The sequence below is a fragment of the Nocardia sp. NBC_01499 genome, assembly GCF_045040275.1.
Lineage (GTDB): Bacteria > Actinomycetota > Actinomycetes > Mycobacteriales > Mycobacteriaceae > Nocardia.
Map to the genome: position 1 here is coordinate 1,371,112 of NZ_CP109426.1, position 20,308 is coordinate 1,391,419.

Below are 20,308 nucleotides of genomic sequence, written 5' to 3' on the forward strand. Positions count from 1 at the left end.
ATCATCTCTCATCCGGTGCATAACGTCGATGGCATGACAACCGCACGTACCGTCGTCTTCCACGAACTCGGCGACCCCGAGGTGCTGACCATCGAAGATCTCGAGCTCCCCGCACCCGGACCCGGAGAGGTCCTCATCCGTATCGAAGCGCTCGGCCTCAACCGCGCGGAGGCGCTGTTCCGGGCTGGCACTTACTACTATCTGCCGACGCTCCCTGGCTCTCGGCTCGGCTACGAATCCGCCGGAGTCATCGAGGCGGTCGGCCCGGACGTCACCGAATTCGCTGTCGGGGACGAGGTTTCGACCGGGCCCAATATCGAGATGAGTTCGGCCGGTGTGTACGCCGAACGCGTTGTGCTGCCGGTCAATTCGGTGGTCCCGCGTCCGGCGGGCCTGGACGCCGTCACCGGCGCGGCGACCTGGTTGACCTACTCCACCGCCTACGGAGGCATGCTGGAAACTGGGGGGCTGCGCCCCGGCGACCACGTACTGATCACCGCCGCCTCGAGCGGCGTCGGCATCGCCGCATTGCAGACCGCCGCCCGCATCGGCGCCATCCTCATCGCGGTGACCCGAACCGGCGCGAAGAGCCGACACCTCCTCGACAACGGCGCGGCGCACGTAATCGCCGCCGCGGCAACCGATGTGGTTGCCGAGACCCGCCGCATCACGAACGGCGCCGGCGCGCAGGTCGTCTTCGACGCCGTCGGCGGCCCCGGCCTGGCCGAATTGAGCACCGCGGCAGCACATAACGGCACGATCGTCGTCTACGGCTGGCTCGACCAACGCCCGATGGCCATGCCCATGAACTGGCCCCTCCGCATCCACGGCTACGCCAACATGGACCTGTCGGCCACCGCCGACGGCCGCCGCCGCGTCAACCACTGGATCGCCTCCGGCATCCGCGACGGCGTCTTCCGCCCGCACGTCGGTGCGGTCTTCGACGGCCTGGACAGCATCCGCGACGCCCACCGTCTGATGGAATCGAACACCAACACCGGCAAGATCGTCGTCAAACTCTGACCGTCACAATGCCGTCGGCTCAGGTGATCAATCCCAGTTCATGGCGGGCGGCGCCGACGACTGGGCCCGGGTCGGTCGCGAGAACTCGGTGCAGCAGTTCGGAATACACGTCGCGGAAATCGACGGTGGTTTTCAGATCGCCGTTGTCCAGGTCGGTGAGGCTCGGTTCGTCGCCGTAGAAGCCACCCTTCACCGGCGCCCCCGCGACGAAAACCGGCCCGGCGGTGCCGTGGTCGGTGCCCTGGGAGGCGTTGGCGGCGACGCGGCGCCCGAATTCGCTGTAAGCCAGCACAACCACGTCGCGGCCGCGCGGGTGACCATGCAGGTCGGAGAGAAACGCCGATACCGCTTCGTCGAGACGGCCGAGCAGCTGCTGCTGGGTTCGGCGTTCGTCCGCATGGGTGTCGAACCCGCCCAAGCTGACCGAGTAGACTCGGGTCGGCACCCCCGCCTTGACACACTGACCGACGAGTGCGAGTTGAGCTGCCAGCGGATTAGCCTCGGGCGCTGGCGATTTCGGTGCGATCGAGGAGAACGTCCGCGTCACAGCCTGTTCGGCGCGATAGCCCGCGCAGACGAACCCTTGGGCGGGACTGTCGTGCGGATCGGTGGCGGCGAGTCCGGCCAGGGCCGTTGACAATTCGCGTGGCAGCGGCGTCGTGGTCGGATCGAGCGCCGCAGCCGTGTACTTCTCCCCCAGTGCCAGCTGCGGCAGTACCGGGCCCACATTGACCGCGCGCACCGGGTCGTCACCGGTCGCATCGAGCCAGCGACCGATCCATCCGGTCTGGACCGGGCTGTCGGGCGACGCCGTCTGCCAGATGTCCATCGACCGGAAGTGGCTATGGTCAGGATGTTGGTATCCGACGCCGCGGACGATCGCGAGATTACGGGTATTCCACAGCTGGGCAAAGCCTTTCATCGCCGGATTCAGTCCGAGCTGTCCGTCGAGGTGCAGCACGTCCTCGGGCCGGTACGCCAACTCCGGCCGCGCGTCGTGATAGGCGTTGTCGGCGTAGGGAATCACGGTGTTGACGCCGTCGTTGCCACCGTACATCGTGACAAGCACCAGAACCCCGGTGCCGGGCGACAGCGGCGCGGTCGCCGCTCGGTGGTGCAGCTCGTCCCAGCTGATCACCGACCCACCGGCCACCCCGAGCGCGCCGAGCACGCTGCTGCCGACGAGGAACTGTCTGCGATTGAATTGCGCCATGGTCGAGTGACTTTCGGATCAGCTGGTCAGGTACTCAGGGGTGTTCAAGGCGATCGCGGTCAGCTCGGCGGGATGGTCGCGCACCGACGTCAGCACCGCGGCACTGCGGTCCGACCAGGCGCCGACACCGAGCTGATAGCCGACCGCGTCCACACGATCAGCGGGGGCTGCGGCCGAAATCCGGCTCAAGTCGGCGTTTTTCACGAGACTGGACGCCTCGATGAGTCGGCGCTGCGCGGCAGCGGTCGACATCCATGCTTGGCCGTGTGGCCAGCCGCCCACCGACGGCGGATAGAACGGCACCTGTCCGAGGTTGCGTAGCACGCCGGTCAGCTTCCTGACGTCGGCGTCGCTGCCGATGGGTACCGCAAGCGCCCGCACCGCGCCGATGAGCCATTCGATCGGTCCGTGCACGACAGTGTCACGTGCAGTGGTGAATTCGTTGTCGGTGAGGATCGCGACCACTAAGCTCGCGATGTCGCGGTTCGGACCGTAGGCCGCGACCGCGCGGTCGATCGCCGATTGCGACGGCGGCGCGTCGGAGCCGAGCTGCTGCCACATCCGCCCGGCCACATAGCGTGCGGATTCGGGCCGACCGAGCACAATATCGCAGAACTCGCGGGCACCGAGCGAACCGGACACTCCCAGCAGCGTTTTCGGACCGGGATCGTGGCGCCCCGGCTTCAGCGTGACGGCGCCGTCGCCGTCGATCGTCCACCCGGTCAGCGCGCGAGCGCCTTCGCGCACATCGGTCTCGGTGTATCCGTTGCCGTGTCCGAGGGCGAACAGTTCCATGAACTCCCGAGACAGGTTCTCATTCGGCGCCTTCGCCGAATTACTCACGCCGTCCAGCCATTTGAGCATGGCCGCATCGGTAATCATGGCGTACGCGAGCGCGCCGAAGTCGCCGGTGCCCGAGGTTCGCAGCCGCTGGTTCTGCGCGGCCATCGCGGCCGCGTCGCGGACCTTGGCCGCCGATGTCGCGAAGTGGTTGTGCCACAACAACGTCAGCTTCTCGTGAATCGGCTGATGGACCGCGGCCATCCGCCGTAGCCACCACCCGGTCAAGGCGCCGAGCTGATCGGTACGTTCGGCGTTATACCGCTTCCTGACATCGAGCGACGCGTTCTTACCCGGCGCGACGGTCTCAGGGAATTCCGGTAGCGGAGTTTCCCGTGCACCAGGATCCGCGTCCGGGTCGGCGACTAACGCCGTGCGCAGGTAGTCGGCGGGCGCCAACCCTTGCACGGAGTCGATCTCAGCCCCCGAAGCACCGAAACCGGCCCGCCGCAGCATGCGCGCGGTGCTCATCCACTGTGCCGATTGCGTCACCATAAAGCCGAGTATCCGACCATCAGCGCGACGAACTCAGCCGATCAGCCCGACCTTTCAGCCAATCTTCAGCCGTCAGCGCGCGCAGCAGCTGTTCGCGTCGGCGAAGTTGGTCAGCGCTTCCCGTGTTGATCGGAGTCGGTCGACCGCTCGCCGATTGCCGTGTGGCGGCGTAAGTCCATGACACGTAAGATCTTTGCCGTCGGCCCCTCCCCCCGGGTCGACATTCGCGGGCCTCGGCTACTCCCCCCTTCGCCGAGGCCCGCCCCCCTGTGCGGAGTCGGGTCGATCACCGCTGAAGAACCGGGCCACTCCCCTCCGCTGGCCCGATCCCCCACCGCCCCTGGTGGTCTTGTGCGAGTCCGGGTGCAGCATCATCCCCACTGGGCGCACTCCCGTTGCGCCGCTCTCTGTTCCACGATCATTTTTGATCTCCAGGGAGAGTAAATCACAAGATCGGAAGCAGGCAAAGCCCCGAGCGCTCGAAGGAAGCCGTCCATCCCCGAGATCCGGTCCAGCGCTCATAAATGATTGCGCCAATGGCAGACTCGCCACCATGACCGTTGCTTCGTCGAAGACCCCCACCCTGACCTGCGGTAGCCGCCACCGCGCCCAGCCCGACGTGCTCGCGCGTGCGGGACAGCTCGGATCCGCGATCCTGGCAGCTGGTGTCGGGCGCGGTGACAAGTGTGTGATCATGGCCCGCAACGACATCGAGTTCCTCGAGGTCTCGGTCGGTATCGCCGCCACCGGCGCCAACCCGCTGCCGATCAATACCCGATGGACCGCCCCCGAGGTGGCGCACGTCCTCACCGACGCGAACGTCCGAATGATCTTCGCGCACACCGAGTTCGTGCCCGTGGTCGAGGCAGCCCGCGAACTCACCGGCAGTCCCGCCCGAATCATCGAGATCGTTATGTCGGCCGAGCTGCTCGCCGAAGGCGGCTGGGAGCAACGGCTTGCCGAGCCCACCGGCCGTCATGAGCTGCTCGAGGAACTGATCGTCGCGCACCCCGACCCGGTCGGGCATATCGAGGGGGCAATCGCCGAGAGCATGGGCGTCATCTACACCTCGGGCACCACCGGCAAACCCAAAGGTGTTGCGCGCGAGAAGATGACGTCGCAGCAGCTGCTCACTATCGCCGGGGCGAACGCGCAGCGCGCTGGCCTGGCGCCCGGCGTGTCGATGCTGGTGGCCGGGCCGCTCTATCACACAAGTCCGAACGCGCTGGCTGTGCTCGGATTGCGGATGGGCGCCGATATCGTGATCATGCCCAAATGGAATGCGCGCAGGTTCCTGCAGCTCGTCGACGCGCACCGTATTCAGCAGGTGAAGATCGTGCCGACGATGATCTCGCGCATCCTGAGCGTGCCTGCCGAGGAACGCGCGACCTACGATCTGTCGAGCCTGACCCATGTCATCCATTCCGCCGCCCCGTGCCCGCCCACCCTCAAACGGGCCGCCATCGAGTTGTTCGGCGAGGCACTCTGGGAGTTCTACGGGTGCAGCGAAGTCGGCACAATCACCTGGATCGGTGCCAGTGAGTGGCTCGCCCACCAGGGCAGTGTCGGACGCCCGGCCGACGGGTCAGCGGTCACGATCGCCGACGAGCACGGAAACCCGTTGCCCGCCGGGGAGATCGGGCGCGTGTACGTGCGTGGCGCGGACTACTGGCCTGCCTTCGAATACCTCAACCTCGGTGCGCCGTCCTCGCCGGTGCCGGGCATGCTGTGGGTCGGCGACCTCGGCTACCTCGACAGCGACGGCTATCTGTTCCTGACCGGCCGCGACTCCGAAGTGGTTATCCGCGGCGGCGCCAACATCTATCCCGCCGAGATCGAGAACGCCATCATCGCCCTCGACGGTGTCGAGGACGTCGCGGTGTTCGGTGTCCCCGACACCGGCGACCTCGGCGAGGTGGTCGCCGCGCACATCCAGCCGCGGCCCGGCGCGGACCTCACCGAAACCACGGTGCGTGCGGCGCTGGCCTCTCAGCTGGCCAACTACAAGGTCCCCACCCATATCCGCATCGTCGAGGCGCTGCCAAGGGACGACAGCGGCAAGGTCTACAAGCGTCAGATCCAAACTGCTTACGCGACAGGTGAGTTCGTGGAATCCGGGGCCGGGGTGGCGTGACGTTCGTCGTCGGCGCGGCGAGCCAGCGTGTACTCCCGGGTTTCGCGGGCTCGCCGCAACGCACCACCGATCTGTCCGCTGAGCAGCCCACCGACCAGTAACGTCAGCGCCGTCAACCCGGTCGCAACGCTGACCGGTGATTCCAATGCGATGACATTGCCGGTGCAGTATCGGGCCGCGGTCCCTGCCACCTTCCAACCCGCCCAACCGACACCGAATACACAGCCCGCAAACGTCGCCCAGCGGGTGACCCCACGCTGGAAGCGGAACACGACCACCCCTAACGCCCCCAGCGGTAGTCCTAGCCACGCCGCGAAGATCAGCTCATAGACCACGACGCGAAAATCGGCGCCGTAGGCATTGAGAAAGTCGTTGCTTGGCAACAACTCCGGGCCGGGCAGCCAGGTGACCGCGCGAAGTACCACCGTGCTGACGACCGCCGACACGCACAACCCGATCACCCGCCGCTGGTACGTCTTGGGTGAGTCCTGCTGCTGTTTCACGATGATCAGCAGCAGTGCCAACATCGCGGTTCCAGCGGCTACCGCGAAGGTCGCCGCCCACACCCGCTCCTCGGTGGTCATCGGTACGCGTACACCGGAAACGCCGAGCCGCGCGAACAGCCGCATGGTCAACGCGTAGCAAGCGATGCCGATCCCGAGCAGCTGCTGGGTCTTCACGCCCCGCCACATCCCGCGTCCGAACACAACCATCCCGGCAAGGAAACCGAGCCAGGAAACCCCCGCAATTATCTCGCCCACTGCTTTGTGATCCCGAATCTCGTTTTCTGTTATCCGCAACGCCGGCGGCTAAATCGCGCCGAACGCTTCCGCCAGGCCCCGCGCCGGCTCAGGCATCAGCTCGGACATCCCGGCCTGCCGTCGCTTGATCTCCAGCCCGACCTTGCGCGCGAAACGCTCGCACATGGCTTCCTGGAGACGCGCTTTCATGGTCGCACGGTAGCCGAGCAGCTTCTGCTGCGTGCAGTTGTGCCCCTGCAGCAGATGCCACAGTTCATGCGCCAGAATGTGGACCTGGAACTCTTCGGTAGCGTCGGCGGGCACCAGGATGACCCCGCAATCGCCATCGTGCACAACCATTCCGGTCAGCGCGGTGCCGCGTCGCACCTTCGGAAGCACGATCAACCGCATGCCGAGGACCTGCCCGGCTCGATCAACCAGGCCCGCCATGGTGTACGGCGTCGGCACGATCCGCACTGCGAGATCATTCATGCGGTATCGCCGCGTACGCATCTATCTCTCCGGTCCCGCCTCGTCGCCAAGCACCTGGCGCGCAATCTCCAATAGCCCACACAGTTCGGTGTGTGCCTCAGGCGTCAGATCGCCTATCGTACGCAAACCTGACAACTGCAGCCGGGACTCGCGAAGGACCGCCGCTACCTCGTCATCGCTGGTGGCAGAGAAATAACCCAAAGGCTTGCCGAAGAATTGCGCGATCGCCTCGAGTACCGCGCCATCGACCTTGCGGACCTTGCCGACACGGATGCGATAAATGTACTGCCGGTCGATGTCACGGCCGGTCACTCGAGCCACGAACGCTGCCACGTCCACGGTCGCGGCACGACTCCCGGCAGGCCAGCGCTCTGCGAACAGCGCGTCGATCTTGTCAGCAAGCGATCTGCGGTCACGACTCATATCGGCCACGCTCCCAACAACACTGACGTCCGCCTCCCACCGCTCCCGCGGTATTCATCCCGCACAGACGCTTCCATCCGAGACGTACTATTTACCAAGGTTAACGACCCGACTACGCCGAGGGAACCTCGGCACCGGAGGCGGCCAGTCCCGCATCGGGCGCGGCATTCAGCTGATGAATATCGAGACCATCAACCCTGCCGTGAGGTCCTGCCCGGTGCCGTTCTGGTGCAGCACCACGTCGAGTATGTCGCCGGGTTGCAGAATCGGTTGCGCACCAACGGGAATCGGCACAGCCGTCTCGGCGGAGAGCGTCGTGCCCGCGCCGAGGGTGAGCGTGCCGAGAGTGGCGACGACCACGCCGTTCTGCCTTTGCCGGACGCTGATGGTGACATTGCCGGCCGCCGTACCGGTGGTCGCCGGATACGCTGCGGGCGCGACGATCTGGAGATCGGTGACGGTATCGCCGCTGTAGAAGGCCTGCGAGTACACGCCCGCCACGACCACCGCATCCGGACCCGCTGCGGCCTGAGCAGGCAGCGTCACTGTGTAGATCATGGAATCCTCGCTGGGGAACTAGGTGATTTGCAATGCACTGGAACTGCCGCCGGTGATGTTGGTCGTCCACAATTTCGGGTTGGGCGAGGTGTCTTGCAGCTCGACCGTGAACAGGTCGCCTGCCGACACCGCTACTACCGCACTCGCCTGCGCCGGACTGCTCGAGGAACCGGCGGTGACGGCGATCGTTGTGCCGTTTCGCCTGATGCGTATGCCGAGGACGTTCGTGTTGAAGGCGGCTCCCGGGGTCCACGCGATGCTCGCAGAAACCGTGGCGTTGGCCTTGTTACCTTGTGCCACAAGCGCGTTCGAGGACACCTTCGAGCCGGGAAAGGTCACCTTATCGGCGGTCCAGTCGGTGATCTGTGTCCAGCTGGCCGACGTTGGTCCGCTGCCGTCGCCGTTTTTGATCATTCCCGACGGAGCGAACTGACTGAGCGCCAACGTGCCGGTACCGCCGAAGGTCGCGTAAACGCCAGTAATGGCCGATAGCGTGCCCGAACCGTTGGCCGCCGCGTTGACGGTGGGCGGCGGCCCGGAACTGGTGGCAAGCAGACCCGAGCCGCCGAAGGTCGCCAGCATGGGGCAACTCACCGTATCCACCGTCACCGCGAGCGTTGCGGTGCAACCGTAGGCCGCATCGGTGGCCGCCGCGGTGCCGGTAGCCCCGAACTGCGCGGGAAGTGCGCGAGTGGTGCCCGCGCCGAAGGCCAACGAATAGCCGAGGGCGCCGGTGCCGCCGAACACGGCGACTATCGGCTGTTTGACCGTTACGGTGGCGGCCAACGCACCGATTGCGCCGCCCTGCGCGGGCACCATGCTCGAGCCCGTGTACGAGGCGGCCAACGCACCGGTACCAGCGAAGTTCGCGCGGAGGAACGAGGGAATGACCGGCACCCTGGCACTGTCGATGACGACAAGTGGCGGGGCCGGTACGGGCCGGGTGATCGTCGGCGCGCTCGGCGCCGCAACGACATTGGTGGGCGGCGTGGGCAGCATTGCCACGATCGCCGCGGATGCAGAGCTCAACTGTGCCTCCGATTGTGGTTCATGATCGCGCGGCACCGGTCACCCCGAACCCGAGATGACCGGCGCCGCGGCTGCGTCCGGACGGCCTGCGTCGATCAGCTGATGGTGAAGCTCGGGGTGACCAGCAGCGTGCTCGTCCCAGGGACCTGGGTGTTGGCGATCTGCACGCGGTCGACCATGGTGCCACCGTTCGCGGCGGTCCACAGACCGGCGTAGGTCCAGGTGCCCTGCGGCACCGTCATGGTCACCTGCTGGCCGGTAGCCGTACCGGTGGTCACCGGGTTCCATTTGACCGGCTGGCGGGAGTAGCCGCCACCGGAGGCCTCGGTGGCCGGGGTGCCGGTCGGACCCGGGTCCGCGTTGTGGATCGAGAGGAAAAGGCCGGTGCTGCCGTTGATCTGGGTGTACGCGTTGGCCAGGTACGCCTGGGTGCTTGTGACGATTACGGACATGGATCGCTCCTTGATGAGGTGAATGAACTGGTTCGACGGTGTGCTAAGTGCGGATGACGGCGCCCTCGTACCAGGCGTAACTGGTCGCCTGCGGGGTCGGAAAGGTGATCACCATGGTGTAGCGCGAGTTCGCGGGGATCGCGTCACACGTGGCAACAGGGACGTTCCAGCTGGCCTGGGTCGAGGTCATCGCCGCTGGCCACGAACCGAGCGATGTTCCGCTCGGCGACACCAGGTTGATGGAAACCGCTGTGCCCGAAGGGAACGGCGCCCCGCCGGACGGCTGGATGATCTGCACGAAGTTGGCGCCGGTGGTCAGCTTCAGTGGTTCGATGGTCGGCTGATACCCGAGGAATCCCGGGTCGATTGGTGCTGTCATGTGGTTCCTTCGGTAAGGCCGAGCAGCACGGTGGTCGCCGCATGGGAAGACCCCGTCACCCGGCGTCGCGTTCTACTTCGTCCATCAACTCGCGCGACATGTGCAGATCCGGAATGCGGCCAGCGCGCGCCGCCTCGATCACGCCGCGCAACACGCCCAACGCCTCCCGGAAAAGCCCAGTGACGCGGTTCAATTCGCGGATCGACGCCTCCTGCGCCGCCTCCACCGCATCGAGACGGACGGTGACGTCGTGCAGCTCGGTCGACACCCGTGACAGCGTTGTCAGCGCCATCTCGTTGATGTCCTTCGCCGCAGCCACCTCGTAACGCGTGTTCTCGGTTGGCTGAAACTTGCGCACCCGCAGCCAGGCGAACAGCGCCGAAATGCCGGTGCCACCGAGGAACAGCGCCGCGGTGAGCGCCGTGTGGATATCGATGAATGGCATCAGGCCGCCCCGGAACCCGACACACCCGCGAGCTCAACGGCTTTCGCTTCGAGTGCGGGCTCGTTTCGGACGAGCCACACATTCACGGTGCGTAGCGTCTCCATGACCGCCAACAGCGCCGCGCCGACACCAGCGACATTGGGCGGAGCGATCTGTATCAGCGCCGCCGATACCGCGAGAATATTGATTACGCCGCCGAATACCGACACCACAGCTTTCGCATTGCGAGCCACGAATGCGCCCGTGGCACTCTGCCTCTGGATACCGGCACTGGTCTGCGCATCGGTCGGCACCATGAAATGCTCCTCGAAGATCACGTCATACGGCGGGCATGGCGCCATGACTGGAGTGAAGGGATGGCCGGGAAGAAGGACTGATTGCGGCCGGAATACGTTTGGCCGCAACCCAATTCGCGACTACGTCCATCGTAACAACAGGCATGCGACATGCTGACCGAAGAGACCAACAGTCAGATCACGCCGAGTTCATGTAATAGGTTGCTACGCAGCCGGTTTCGGCTGATCGGCCGCTGCGGCCGATACGTCGCCAGCGGTGCCTGTCGGCACAGTGCGCCCGGCGATTTCATCGCGCAGCCTGGCGATGGCGTCGACGAGGGTCACGTTCTGCCCCTCGGCGTTCTTACCCAGCTGTGGCCAGCCCTGACCGTCGGGCCCGCGCAACTGCTCCCAAACCTCTTGGACCTTCTGCAGCAGGTCCGCCTGCTGTGCGTCGGTCAGCGCCATGAGAACTCCCTCTGTCGTGGATGGTGTCAGCCCGAGCAGGGCCTTCAGTTGGTCGGATGTGCCCGCGAAGGCATTCGCGTCGACAAGATGACCTGCGACGGAGGCCTGATCGGTGAACTGCACGATGTCGACGGCCTTGCCACCGAAGCCATTCCAGAAACCGGTGCCATCGCCCGGATACAACGCCGACGCTGGCCCTGAGCCCGCCACATAGCTGGACTGGATCAACCCCGGCACCTGCGACAGGTCCGGGCAGCCGATCTGCTGCCAATACCAGCGTGGAATGTAGGACAGGTTGATCGTGCGTCCGAGCGAGTTCACCGCCGTGACGAACGCCCAAAAGGTGTCGATACCACCGGAATTGGCCTCGAAATCGACCATCGCCGCCGCGTCTCCGAGGTGGGTGACGAACAGTTCGGCCTGAGCGGTCACCGCGCAGTCCGCGCGCAGGTAGTGGTATCCCGCGACGAGCAGCCCATTGGCATGCGCCGCAGCACGATAGGCGGGCCAGGTGTGGTCGACGAACTCGTCGCCCTCCGACACCTTGCCGAGGACGAAGCCGAAGCCCTCGCGGGCAACCTCGGCCAGATCGATGTCCGCGCCGTTGTTGTTGGAAATGTCGATGCCGAAGATCGTCAAGCCTGCCTCCGAATGGATAGCGGTTCCGTGGATTGCTGGCGTCAGTAGCTGATGAACGCGCCGTCGAAATAGGTGTTCGGTCCGGTGATGGTGCTGTTCGCGCCGGTCGAATATCCCGGGCACACAAGCGATGCCGCCGGGAGATAGACCGTGAACGTCTCGGCGGCCGCGGAATTGGTCGCGCCGGAGGCCATGTTGTATCCCGACCGCAAGACCGCCCATGGTCCTGCCGGGCCAGGAGCCCACCACAGATCGCAGCCGATCGGGCTGGCGATCGGGTTCGCCAGGTAGTACGCGATCGAGATGACGTACCAGCCCGCCTTGTTCACCTGCACTTGGCCACGGCCCTGGTCGACGATCGTCACATTGCTCGGCGGCAGCCGGAGGGTGTCGAAAGTGCCTGCCGGAAAACGGACTTCACCGCTCGGCGCGCTGACCGAGGACAGGCACTGCAGGCTCCATCCAGTGCCGGACACGGCCGGAGCGGCCAGGTCCGCGACGGTCAGTCCGGCGATATTGAACGAGAACGACCAACGCAGGCCGGTCCAGCGATACTGACTACCGAACCCGAACTGTCGATTCGCCGGTCCGATCGGCTGCACCTTGTCGGTGTCGGTCGTCGAGGCCACGGCCGCGCCGTTGACAAGCACCTGATAGGTGTTGCCGACACAGTCGAGTGTCAAGGTGTCGCCGGTGTGTAGTGGCGCCGAGACATCGACCCATGTCGTGAAGGTGAAGTTGCCGCCGGTGCGGGTCCCGCAGCCGAGCGACATCGTGGTGCGGTTGGCCACCACCCACACGAAGGTCGACAGGTCCGCGGCCGCACGCGCGAGGAGGATAGCTCCGGCGAGATCGGAACTACGGTCGGTGCCCATCACAGCCGACACCGCTTGATCGTCGGTCTCGGTCGCGTGGGCGGTATTCACCGCCACGACGTAGCCGCTGTTCTGGTCGCCGTCCTGGGCGAGACCCACCTCTCCGTTGGCGACCACCAGATCGGCCACCGGGCCCACCTTGAACGTGAGGTAGCCGGGACCGAGCGTGGGCCGATCGAAGGAGTCGACGAACACGCTGCCGCCGCCGGGCTGCGCCTTCTGAGTCGCAAGCAGGCCGTTGATCACCGTGGAGTTGGCGGCCGTCGAGCCGCGCGCGGCGTCCGCCGTCGAGTTGGCGGTTCCCGCGTTCGATTGCGCGTTGACGGCCGCGTTCAAGGCATTCTGCGTGGCCAGGTTCATGTTGCCGCCCGCGCCAGCGACGCCGGAGAAGGCGTTCGCGACGGTCGCTAGAACCGACGCCTGTGCCGACTCGAAGGTCACGGCTTGCAGTGCCGAGATGTTGCCACCCGTGGTGCCGGTGTAGGCGCCCGCCGGGACGGATTTGTCGGGCGAAGTCATGGTGCCTCCGTACTAGAGCCAGTTCAGCAGTGCGCCGTCGAAGCAGGTGAACGGACCGACCAGCGAGTTGGATGTGTTGGTGGACAAGCCCGGCGCGACGACGGCACCCTTGGGGAGGTAGACGACGAACGAGGCACTGGTCGCGGTGCTATTGGCGGAGCTGTTGCCGTCGCCGTCGACATCGGCGGGATTGCCGACCGCACCGGCCCGCAGCATGCTCCAATTCCCGCCGAGGCTCGGCGCGCTCCACAGTTCGGTGCGCATCGAGTAATCGAGGCTCGCGACATTGAACGCGGTGGCGATCAGATACCAGCCCGCGCGGTTGATCTGGACCTGTCCGGCGCCCAGGCTGACGATCGTCACGTTGTTGGCCTGCCGGACGGTGTCGTACACCCCGGTCACCCGCATCCCGGCGCCCGGGGGGCGGGTGGCGCCAATGGTGCTGCCCCGCAACAGACTCCACCCGGTGCCCGCGGCAACGGCGGGCTGCTGGTCGGCCGCGGTCATCGAGGCGACGGCGAAGGAGAGATACCCCGCGTTGCACGAACACCCGAAGCCAACGGATCGGTAGCCGGAGCCGATCGGGACGGTGCCCGCCGTATCCGAAAAGCCAACGACGGGATAGTTGTTCACGAGCACCTGATAGTTGCTGCCGACCGCGGTGAAGGTCACGGTGTCGCCGGTGTTGACCGTCACCGCGATCGAGGTCCAGTCGCTGTAGGTATTGGTGCCGTTACCGCGCGTGCCGGCGCCGATGTAGATCTTGCTCGAGTAGATCCAGGCGTAGGCGAACGTGACGAGAGAAGGGTCCGCGCGCAGCACGATCCCGGTGGCGGAGCGGGCGGAACTGTTGGCCGCCCCCATCACCAGCGACACCGACTGGTCGTCGGTCTGCAAGATGCTGGTATTCAGGGCGATCACGGAGCCGGTAGGCGTACCACCGGCGCTTGGATCGAGCTCGACTTGGTTATTGACGATGGTCAGGTCCATGACCGGGCCGGATTTGATCGGGTTGTAGTTCGGTCCGAGCGTCGCTCTGCCGAAGTTGTCACTGAGGGTGCGGCCGGGCGTGCTCGACGCTGGCGGTGGTGGAAGGAGCGAGGCGATGGACGCGGCGTTCGCGGCCGCGGTGTTCTGCGCTGCCGATGCTGTCGACTGCGCGGTGCCCGAGCCGGACGCCGCGGCCTTCGCCGCGGCCGCCGAGGTCGCGTTGGCGCCGTTCATGTTCTGGCTGGCGGTGTTCACACCCTGGTACGAGGCAAAGAGATCGGCGACGGTCGCCTTTTCGACACCGGCCCAGTTCACCGCTTGCAGGTTGGCGACGTTGTTCGGCGCCGACGACCCGACATACGCGCCGGCGGGAACTTTCCTGTCGGGGGAGGTCATCGAATGTCCTTACAGTTCAGTAGCTGAGCAGGGCACCGTCGAAACAGGTTGCCGGCCCGAGGATGTTGACGCTTCTAGGGATGTAGTAGCCGGGTGCCACCACGTAACCCGATGGCAGGTAGAGCACAAAGGTCGCGCCCGCGTTGAAACTCGGATCCTGTGGCGTAGTTGGACCTTTGCGCGCCACCATCAGGGCAACGCCGGGGCCGGCGGCCGTGCATACGTCGGCACGGATCGTGGGCAGGTTGCCGTTCACGATGTACTTCACCGTGACGCTGTACCAGCCGGATTTCTGGATCTGGATTCGACCCGAGCCCTGGTCGAGCACGGTGACGTTGTTGGACGTCACCGGGCCGCTGAAAGTGCCAGCGGGAAAGAGATTCGAGCCCGCTGGCGCCGCGACACTGCCCTGGGCGGCCATCTGCAATGACCACCCCGTGCCGACCGTCGGCGGTGGCTTCATATCCACGGCCGTCACCCCGGCGGCATTGAACGAGAAATGTCCACCGAACCGGCCGGTGCTGTACGAGACGCCGAACCCGAACGAGCGGTTCGCGGCACCGACCGGCGTCATCTGCGCGCCGTCGGGCCATTGCAGGATCTCCAGGCCGTTCACGTACAGCGTGTAGAGCGGGCCGATCGCCTCCAACAGCACCGTGTCGCCCGTATTCACCCGCACCGCAAGACATCTGGCCTCGGAGATGGTGGTGGTGTCGTCCGTTCGCATGCCGAATCCGAGCACCACGCGACCCGAGGACACCTTCGCGCACGCGAACGTGCTGAGATCCGCCGCCGCGCGAGCGATGAGGAACGTCTCGGGGCTACCCCAGCCGCCGCCACTGCCCATCACCACCGACACCGCCTGGTCGTCGGTCTGGGTGGTGGTTGTCGACAGCCCGATCACGTTGCCCGAGCCCTGGTTACCAACGCTGGGCAGTCCGCACTGCTCGTTGGTGATCACCGGGCTCGCGACCTGGCCGGTGGTGAATGTGTGGTAGCCGGGTTGCAGCGACTGGCGGTCGAAGAGGTCGGTGAACACGGTGCCGCCATAGCTCAGTCCCTGCTGTGCGGCGGTCATGCCCGCGACAACAGACGCGTTGGACGCCGTCGTTGTCTGCACATTCACGGCCGTCTGCTGCGCGTTGCCCGCGCTCTGCGCGGCGGTGTTCGCCGCGGACAACGCGGCATGGGCGTTGCCGTTCAGGTCCGTACTCGCCGTGCCGACGTCGGAGAACGCGCCCATCACATTGGCGATGACCGCGTCCCGCGCGCCTGCCCAGGTGACGGCCTGCAAGTTGGCGATACTGTTGCCCGACGACGCCGAACCACCGTACGCGCCGGACGGTACGTGCCTATCGGGGGAGGTCATGATGCCTCGGTGTCGATGCGGCCGGTGTCCGCAGCCGTCGGCTTACGTAGATCCGTCAGGTGCGCGAGGTCGCCGTTCGCGTGCAGCTGCTCGATGATCCGCGCGCGTTCGTGCGCGGTCAGCTCGGCCATGTTCGGCGCGGTCGAGTGCGCGGCCTTCGGGGTGCCCTCCGGCAGCCACTGCCCAGCGCCCGCCAGCCACTGACCGACGCCGCGCGCCGGCGGATGATATTCCTTGGTCCGCAACTCCGGGTAGTGCCGGAATCCGAGCTCCCACAGGTGCTTCGACCACTTCCGCAGCACGTCTGGGTGCACCATCAGCGGCGCCCGCTGCTGGCCGGGCAGGCCGACCAACGCCCACAGGAACGCCTCCTCGGGCTTGTTCGGGTCGCAGTTGTCGTGCAGAGGGATAGCCATGGGACACTCCGGTTTTCGAAGAGGAAGAAGATGAGTCAGGCCGCGGCGGGCCGGGCGCTGCGCTGGATCGTCGATCAGGGTTGCGCCGCAGGCTCATCCGCGTCCGCCGCCTGCGCGGGAGGCTCCTGCCGGTCGACCAGATGCGCCAAATCGCCGGAATCGCGCAGCTGCCGCACCACGTGCGCACGCTCCTCGGCGGTCAGCTGGGTAACCTCCGGCAGATCGGGCACATGCACTCGTGGCGTGCCCTGCGGCAGCCATTGGCCCGAACCGTTGAGCCAGTGGTGATGTCCCCGCGCCGGCGGGTGGAATTCCTTCGCCTGATCCTCCGGGTAGTGTCGAAAGCCCAAGTCCCACAGATGTTTCGACCATTCGCCGAGGGTGTCGGGGTGCACCATCAGCGGCGAGTTGCGCGGACCGGGAAGTCCGACAAGCGCCCACACGAACGCCTCCTCCGCCTTGGCCTGGTCGCAATGCTCGTGCAACGGAATAGACATGGATATCTCCAAAAGTGAAGTGGGGCAGCCGAATAGCTGCGGGATTCGCGTCGAAGGGGCGAAGGTGGTGCGGATCTACATCTGCACGGCGAGGGACATGATTTCGTCGACGATGTCGGCCATGACACGCATCGACTGCGCGAACGGCATGTCGTGATCCTTGTCGGTACCGAGGGTGATCTGCCACTGCGGGCTGGCATTTCGCGACCACGCGAGTTCGAGCTCGGTGACCTGGTCGACGTAGATCTTGCCTGCGGGCATGCCCTTGACGGTGGAGCCGACGCGGTCACCGAGGAAGAAGTGTCCCCGGCCTGCGTCGCCGATCAGATACGGCTGACCGTCGGCGACGGTGAACTTGTGCGTGTGGTGGGTGCGCGTTTTCCACATGCCCTCGCCGAGCGTCAGCAGTGCGCCGAGGGTGTAGGCGCGGTCGGCGCTCGCCTCGAAATGTTCGAAGTAGTGCGACCATCCCGAGGCCTGCACCCGGCTGCTGTCCCGGTGCCGCTGCCACGCGAGCAGGGTGTCGGTGAACAGTGCCATCGCGATCGTGTTCACCACCTCGGTGGCACCCTCGGCCAGCGCGGCAAGGACCGGTCCTGCGATGGGAACAACACCGAGGAAACCACCCATGAGGAAGCCGACGAATTGGATCGCCGACGAAATCGCCTCGTTCACACCGGGAGCCGAGTGACCACCGACGACCACCTGCACCGCGCTGGACGGCTGCACGATGAACTGCGATGTCTGAATGCCGCAATGGTCGTTCTGCCGATAGATGACCCACGGGTTGGACGGCAGCGTGCCCAGGTAGCCCGGGGTCTGGTAGGCGGCGGGCGGCGCGTCCGGGTCCGGCAGCCGATGCTCGATCTCGTCGTAGAAGACGCCGTCGGCGTCCTTCTCGAACCTTTCGATGATGTGCTCGAGGCCGCCCCACACGCTACCGCCGAGCGAGGTGTTGCTGGTGAACCCGGACTTGTCGAGGATATCGACAACCAGGCACCCGGAACGCAGGTTCGCACCAGGCCACGGCAGCGGATCACCCTGCAGCCAGCGGCGCGTCTGCACCATCAGCTCACCGGTCTGCAAGGTGCCTGTCGCGCAATCGTGCCAGTTCTTGAACCGGGAGCCGAAGATCGTCCACACCGAGGTGTCGGTGTTGTACGGAGTCGGCTGCACAGCGATCGCCCACTGGGACATATCCAGATTGCCCCACTGCGCCGAGTCCATCGGATCGGACGGCACGGCCCACGAACCGCCTTGCAGCCGTAGCAGATTCAACATCAGCGCGGTCTTGAGCACCCAGATGCTCGGACCCGCGAGCATGAACTCACGCGGGAACTGCACGGCTTCCGGCAGGAACGGGTTGGACCAGCAGATGATGTGCTTGAGCTCCTCGTAGGAATGCAGAAAGCTCAATTCGACTGTGGTGACGCCCTGTTCGTCGGTCTTGAGGACGGCCTTCTCCAGCCGCCCGTCCCAGCGCGCACCGTCCTTGTCGACGGTGATGTGGATGTTCTGCGTGGTGCGACCGGAACGCGGGTCGTCGTTGTACATGTCCATGGCCCACCGGGCCAGGTAATAGTCGTACGGAAGTACCAGGATGCCGACGCCGGTGTCGTTGAGCGTCCAACGGAAGTCAGCGCTGATCTCCGCGCCACACACACCGCGCAGTACCCAGTTGCCGTCCCACAGCCGGACCAAGGGCCTGGCATACCGCTGTGCCTTGCGCTGCGCCTTGGCAGCCTGTGCGGTGCAATAGATTTCGGGAAGATCGGTCACGTAGGTCACTGCAGCCCCCACGGGCGCGACCAGTTACGCGGCTGCACCGCAAGCACCGACGCGCCCGCGGGTGCGCCCTTCACCGAAACCGGCAGGGCGGTCGCCGGGGTGTACGGCGGCACCGGATACAGGAAACTGACGCCGTTCATCTGCGCCCAGACCGGCGTGTTGTTGCGCGCGACGATCATCTCCTCCATCGGGTCGGTGTCGATGGTCAGGTCCTGGCCGGCATTGGTCTGCGGCAACGGGACGGTCCGCGCGGCGTAGGCGTCGTTGGCCCATGACCAGTCCGGCAGCGTCCATCGTCCCGGCGCAGAGCACACCCAGCGCAGCCACATCGGCTGGTCTGTCGGGTTCGACACCGTCACCGTGCCGGACTGTGCTCCGTTGTTGCCAGTGGTGTCGGCGGGCGAGACCCAGGTCGCCGTCACGTCGCTCTCCACCCACCATGGGTTGCCCGCGGTGCAGGTCATCACGACCTTCGCCCACTGCTTGAGATGCGGATCCTTCACCGGTTTGAAGTCCGGCTGCTCCGACATCCGTAGCGACAGCGAACGCGCGCCGAAGTCGGTGGTGATGGTCAGCACACAGTCGCGGTCGTACGCCCACGCCTTGCGCCAGGCGCTGTCCACGGCCTCCCAGGTACGACCCGCCGCTTCGGCGATATTCACGCCGAACACCAAGTCGCGCTTGTTGGTCCGGTACCCGCCGTAGGACGATCCGGTCTGAAACGCCGATTGGTTCCAGATCGTAGTCACCGGCGCGTCATGCAAACCGCTTGGCGCCGTACCGAGTTCGACTCCCTCCCGGCCGCGTCCCTGGCCGGCGAGAGTCCACGTAGAGCCATCGACTCCCGTCAACGTAATCATGGCAGCATTGGGCGCCACAAGTTCACCTCTGTTTCTGTAGGAATTCGACTGAAGTGGGACCAGCCGACCGGTACGCGGAATTACGCGGAGCCAGAGCGTGCCTCGACGTGGCCGAAACCGGCAGTGCGGCAACATGACTCGCTGATGCTGTCAGCGTATCGGGTGGATCGTGACATGGCCGCGATGTGACCAACAGGCGGCGCGGCAGGCGACTCTCAGCTCGACAGGATCGCGAGATCGGCCGGATTGAACAGATCCTGGATACGCGACCACGGGATCAGCACCGGGTGAAAGTCCCCCGCTGCGTGGGAGACCTGGAAATAGACGGTCAAGCCGTCGGGCGATGGTGTCCATTCGGCGAACGAGTCGCTGTTGGCCGCGGGTGCGGATAGTTCCGGCTCTGTGGTGGGGATCAGACTCGGGACGAGGGCGGCGAGGGTTCCCCAGGCCTGCGTCGGGTCGCGCAACACCGACGACAGGTGAATGGGCTGTGCGGTGTCGGTGTTGATAACGGCGGTGCCGACCTGATTGTCTGGATGGGGGCCACCGAAGTTGCGGAAGGTGATCAACACCCCTGCAATGACATGTGTTCCGATACGGGTGACACGGCTGGATTCCGCACAGCGAAATGGGAGCGCGCCGTCGCCGACGGTACCGACCCGGCCCGCCACCGCGTCGGAAAGCAGTCCGTGCATGGCCGAGTTGAATCGCTCGCGCACTGCGGCGTCACCATCCGCAAGCTGCGGCAGCGTTACGTCATAGGTCAATGTCGCGGTCTGCTCACGCACCTTGCCGGTGCTGACGGTGTACCGTCCGGCCGTTCCCGCGGCGGCCGTTGGGCACGTCGGCGGCTGTGCCGACGATCCGGCCGTCGGGTGCGCGGTCGACTCGGATGTCGTCCCCAAGCTGTCGTGATCGCTCGATCCACAAGCCGACAGCAGCACGCCACTGATCAGGAGAACAGCCCAAATCGACTTACGCACAATGTAATTC

22 protein-coding genes are annotated in these 20,308 nt (G+C 65.8%); 2 read left to right on the forward strand and 20 right to left on the reverse strand.

The genetic code is table 11. From position 1 onward, the window contains the following. The first annotated feature begins 33 nt into the window (after positions 1-33). Entirely contained in the window at positions 34-1,023 is a 990-nt protein-coding gene (locus OG203_RS06140; protein WP_405164692.1) for a zinc-dependent alcohol dehydrogenase family protein, read from the forward strand. Between the two features lie 19 nt (positions 1,024-1,042). Here OG203_RS06140 and OG203_RS06145 read toward each other — a convergent pair whose 3' ends face one another. Together OG203_RS06145 and OG203_RS06150 are read right to left on the reverse strand one after the other, a co-directional pair. After that, the gene (locus tag OG203_RS06145) at positions 1,043-2,236 is read right to left on the reverse strand and encodes a DUF1501 domain-containing protein (RefSeq protein WP_405164693.1); all 1,194 of its coding nucleotides are present in this window, start codon (positions 2,234-2,236) and stop codon (positions 1,043-1,045) included. Positions 2,237-2,254: 18 nt separating this feature from the next. After that, on the reverse strand, positions 2,255-3,571 hold the full coding sequence (locus OG203_RS06150; protein ID WP_405164694.1) for a DUF1800 domain-containing protein: 1,317 nt from the start codon (positions 3,569-3,571) through the stop codon (positions 2,255-2,257). Between the two features lie 553 nt (positions 3,572-4,124). Between OG203_RS06150 and OG203_RS06155 the strand changes: the two genes are divergently transcribed. After that, positions 4,125-5,705, forward strand: a complete 1,581-nt coding sequence (locus OG203_RS06155; RefSeq protein ID WP_405164695.1) for an AMP-binding protein — start codon at positions 4,125-4,127, stop codon at positions 5,703-5,705. Here OG203_RS06155 and OG203_RS06160 read toward each other — a convergent pair. The 18 genes from OG203_RS06160 to OG203_RS06245 form a co-directional block, all read right to left on the reverse strand. Next, entirely contained in the window at positions 5,660-6,385 is a 726-nt protein-coding gene (locus OG203_RS06160) for a hypothetical protein (protein WP_405164696.1), read from the reverse strand. The genes OG203_RS06155 and OG203_RS06160 overlap by 46 nt on opposite strands. 129 nt (positions 6,386-6,514) lie before the next feature. Beyond that, the gene (locus OG203_RS06165) at positions 6,515-6,922 is read right to left on the reverse strand and encodes a hypothetical protein (protein WP_405164697.1); all 408 of its coding nucleotides are present in this window, start codon (positions 6,920-6,922) and stop codon (positions 6,515-6,517) included. Between the two features lie 36 nt (positions 6,923-6,958). Then, a complete protein-coding gene (locus OG203_RS06170) occupies positions 6,959-7,360 on the reverse strand; it encodes a hypothetical protein (protein ID WP_405164698.1) in 402 nt (133 codons plus the stop codon). 168 nt (positions 7,361-7,528) lie between these two features. Next, positions 7,529-7,918, reverse strand: a complete 390-nt coding sequence (locus OG203_RS06175; protein ID WP_405164699.1) for a hypothetical protein — start codon at positions 7,916-7,918, stop codon at positions 7,529-7,531. Positions 7,919-7,936: 18 nt separating this feature from the next. Beyond that, positions 7,937-8,947 (reverse strand): hypothetical protein, encoded by a 1,011-nt coding sequence (locus OG203_RS06180; protein ID WP_405164700.1) that lies wholly within the window; start codon positions 8,945-8,947, stop codon positions 7,937-7,939. A gap of 95 nt (positions 8,948-9,042) precedes the next feature. Then, on the reverse strand, positions 9,043-9,399 hold the full coding sequence (locus OG203_RS06185; protein ID WP_405164701.1) for a hypothetical protein: 357 nt from the start codon (positions 9,397-9,399) through the stop codon (positions 9,043-9,045). A gap of 43 nt (positions 9,400-9,442) precedes the next feature. Next, positions 9,443-9,778 (reverse strand): hypothetical protein, encoded by a 336-nt coding sequence (locus tag OG203_RS06190; RefSeq protein WP_405164702.1) that lies wholly within the window; start codon positions 9,776-9,778, stop codon positions 9,443-9,445. Between the two features lie 55 nt (positions 9,779-9,833). Continuing rightward, the gene (locus tag OG203_RS06195; RefSeq protein WP_405164703.1) at positions 9,834-10,223 is read right to left on the reverse strand and encodes a hypothetical protein; all 390 of its coding nucleotides are present in this window, start codon (positions 10,221-10,223) and stop codon (positions 9,834-9,836) included. Beyond that, complete coding sequence (locus tag OG203_RS06200) at positions 10,223-10,519, reverse strand: hypothetical protein (RefSeq protein WP_405164704.1); 297 nt, start codon at positions 10,517-10,519, stop codon at positions 10,223-10,225. The genes OG203_RS06195 and OG203_RS06200 overlap by 1 nt, the downstream gene beginning before the upstream one ends. A gap of 204 nt (positions 10,520-10,723) precedes the next feature. Next, positions 10,724-11,605 carry a glycoside hydrolase family 25 protein gene (locus tag OG203_RS06205; protein WP_405164705.1) on the reverse strand — a complete coding sequence of 294 codons (882 nt, stop codon included), beginning with the start codon at positions 11,603-11,605 and terminating at the stop codon, positions 10,724-10,726. Between the two features lie 41 nt (positions 11,606-11,646). Continuing rightward, positions 11,647-12,999 (reverse strand): hypothetical protein, encoded by a 1,353-nt coding sequence (locus tag OG203_RS06210; RefSeq protein WP_405164706.1) that lies wholly within the window; start codon positions 12,997-12,999, stop codon positions 11,647-11,649. Between the two features lie 12 nt (positions 13,000-13,011). Then, entirely contained in the window at positions 13,012-14,385 is a 1,374-nt protein-coding gene (locus tag OG203_RS06215) for a hypothetical protein (protein ID WP_405164707.1), read from the reverse strand. Positions 14,386-14,401: 16 nt separating this feature from the next. After that, complete coding sequence (locus OG203_RS06220) at positions 14,402-15,754, reverse strand: hypothetical protein (RefSeq protein ID WP_405164708.1); 1,353 nt, start codon at positions 15,752-15,754, stop codon at positions 14,402-14,404. Beyond that, complete coding sequence (locus OG203_RS06225) at positions 15,751-16,170, reverse strand: DUF2744 domain-containing protein (protein WP_405164709.1); 420 nt, start codon at positions 16,168-16,170, stop codon at positions 15,751-15,753. The genes OG203_RS06220 and OG203_RS06225 overlap by 4 nt, the downstream gene beginning before the upstream one ends. A 74-nt stretch (positions 16,171-16,244) precedes the next feature. Beyond that, positions 16,245-16,667: a DUF2744 domain-containing protein gene (locus OG203_RS06230; protein WP_405164710.1), complete on the reverse strand. Its 423-nt coding sequence runs from the start codon at positions 16,665-16,667 to the stop codon at positions 16,245-16,247. Positions 16,668-16,742: 75 nt separating this feature from the next. Further along, the gene (locus OG203_RS06235) at positions 16,743-18,446 is read right to left on the reverse strand and encodes a phage tail protein (protein ID WP_405164711.1); all 1,704 of its coding nucleotides are present in this window, start codon (positions 18,444-18,446) and stop codon (positions 16,743-16,745) included. Between the two features lie 5 nt (positions 18,447-18,451). Next, positions 18,452-19,204 carry a phage tail protein gene (locus tag OG203_RS06240; protein ID WP_405164712.1) on the reverse strand — a complete coding sequence of 251 codons (753 nt, stop codon included), beginning with the start codon at positions 19,202-19,204 and terminating at the stop codon, positions 18,452-18,454. 326 nt (positions 19,205-19,530) lie between these two features. Further along, on the reverse strand, positions 19,531-20,298 hold the full coding sequence (locus OG203_RS06245; protein ID WP_405164713.1) for a hypothetical protein: 768 nt from the start codon (positions 20,296-20,298) through the stop codon (positions 19,531-19,533). Positions 20,299-20,308 lie beyond the last annotated feature (10 nt).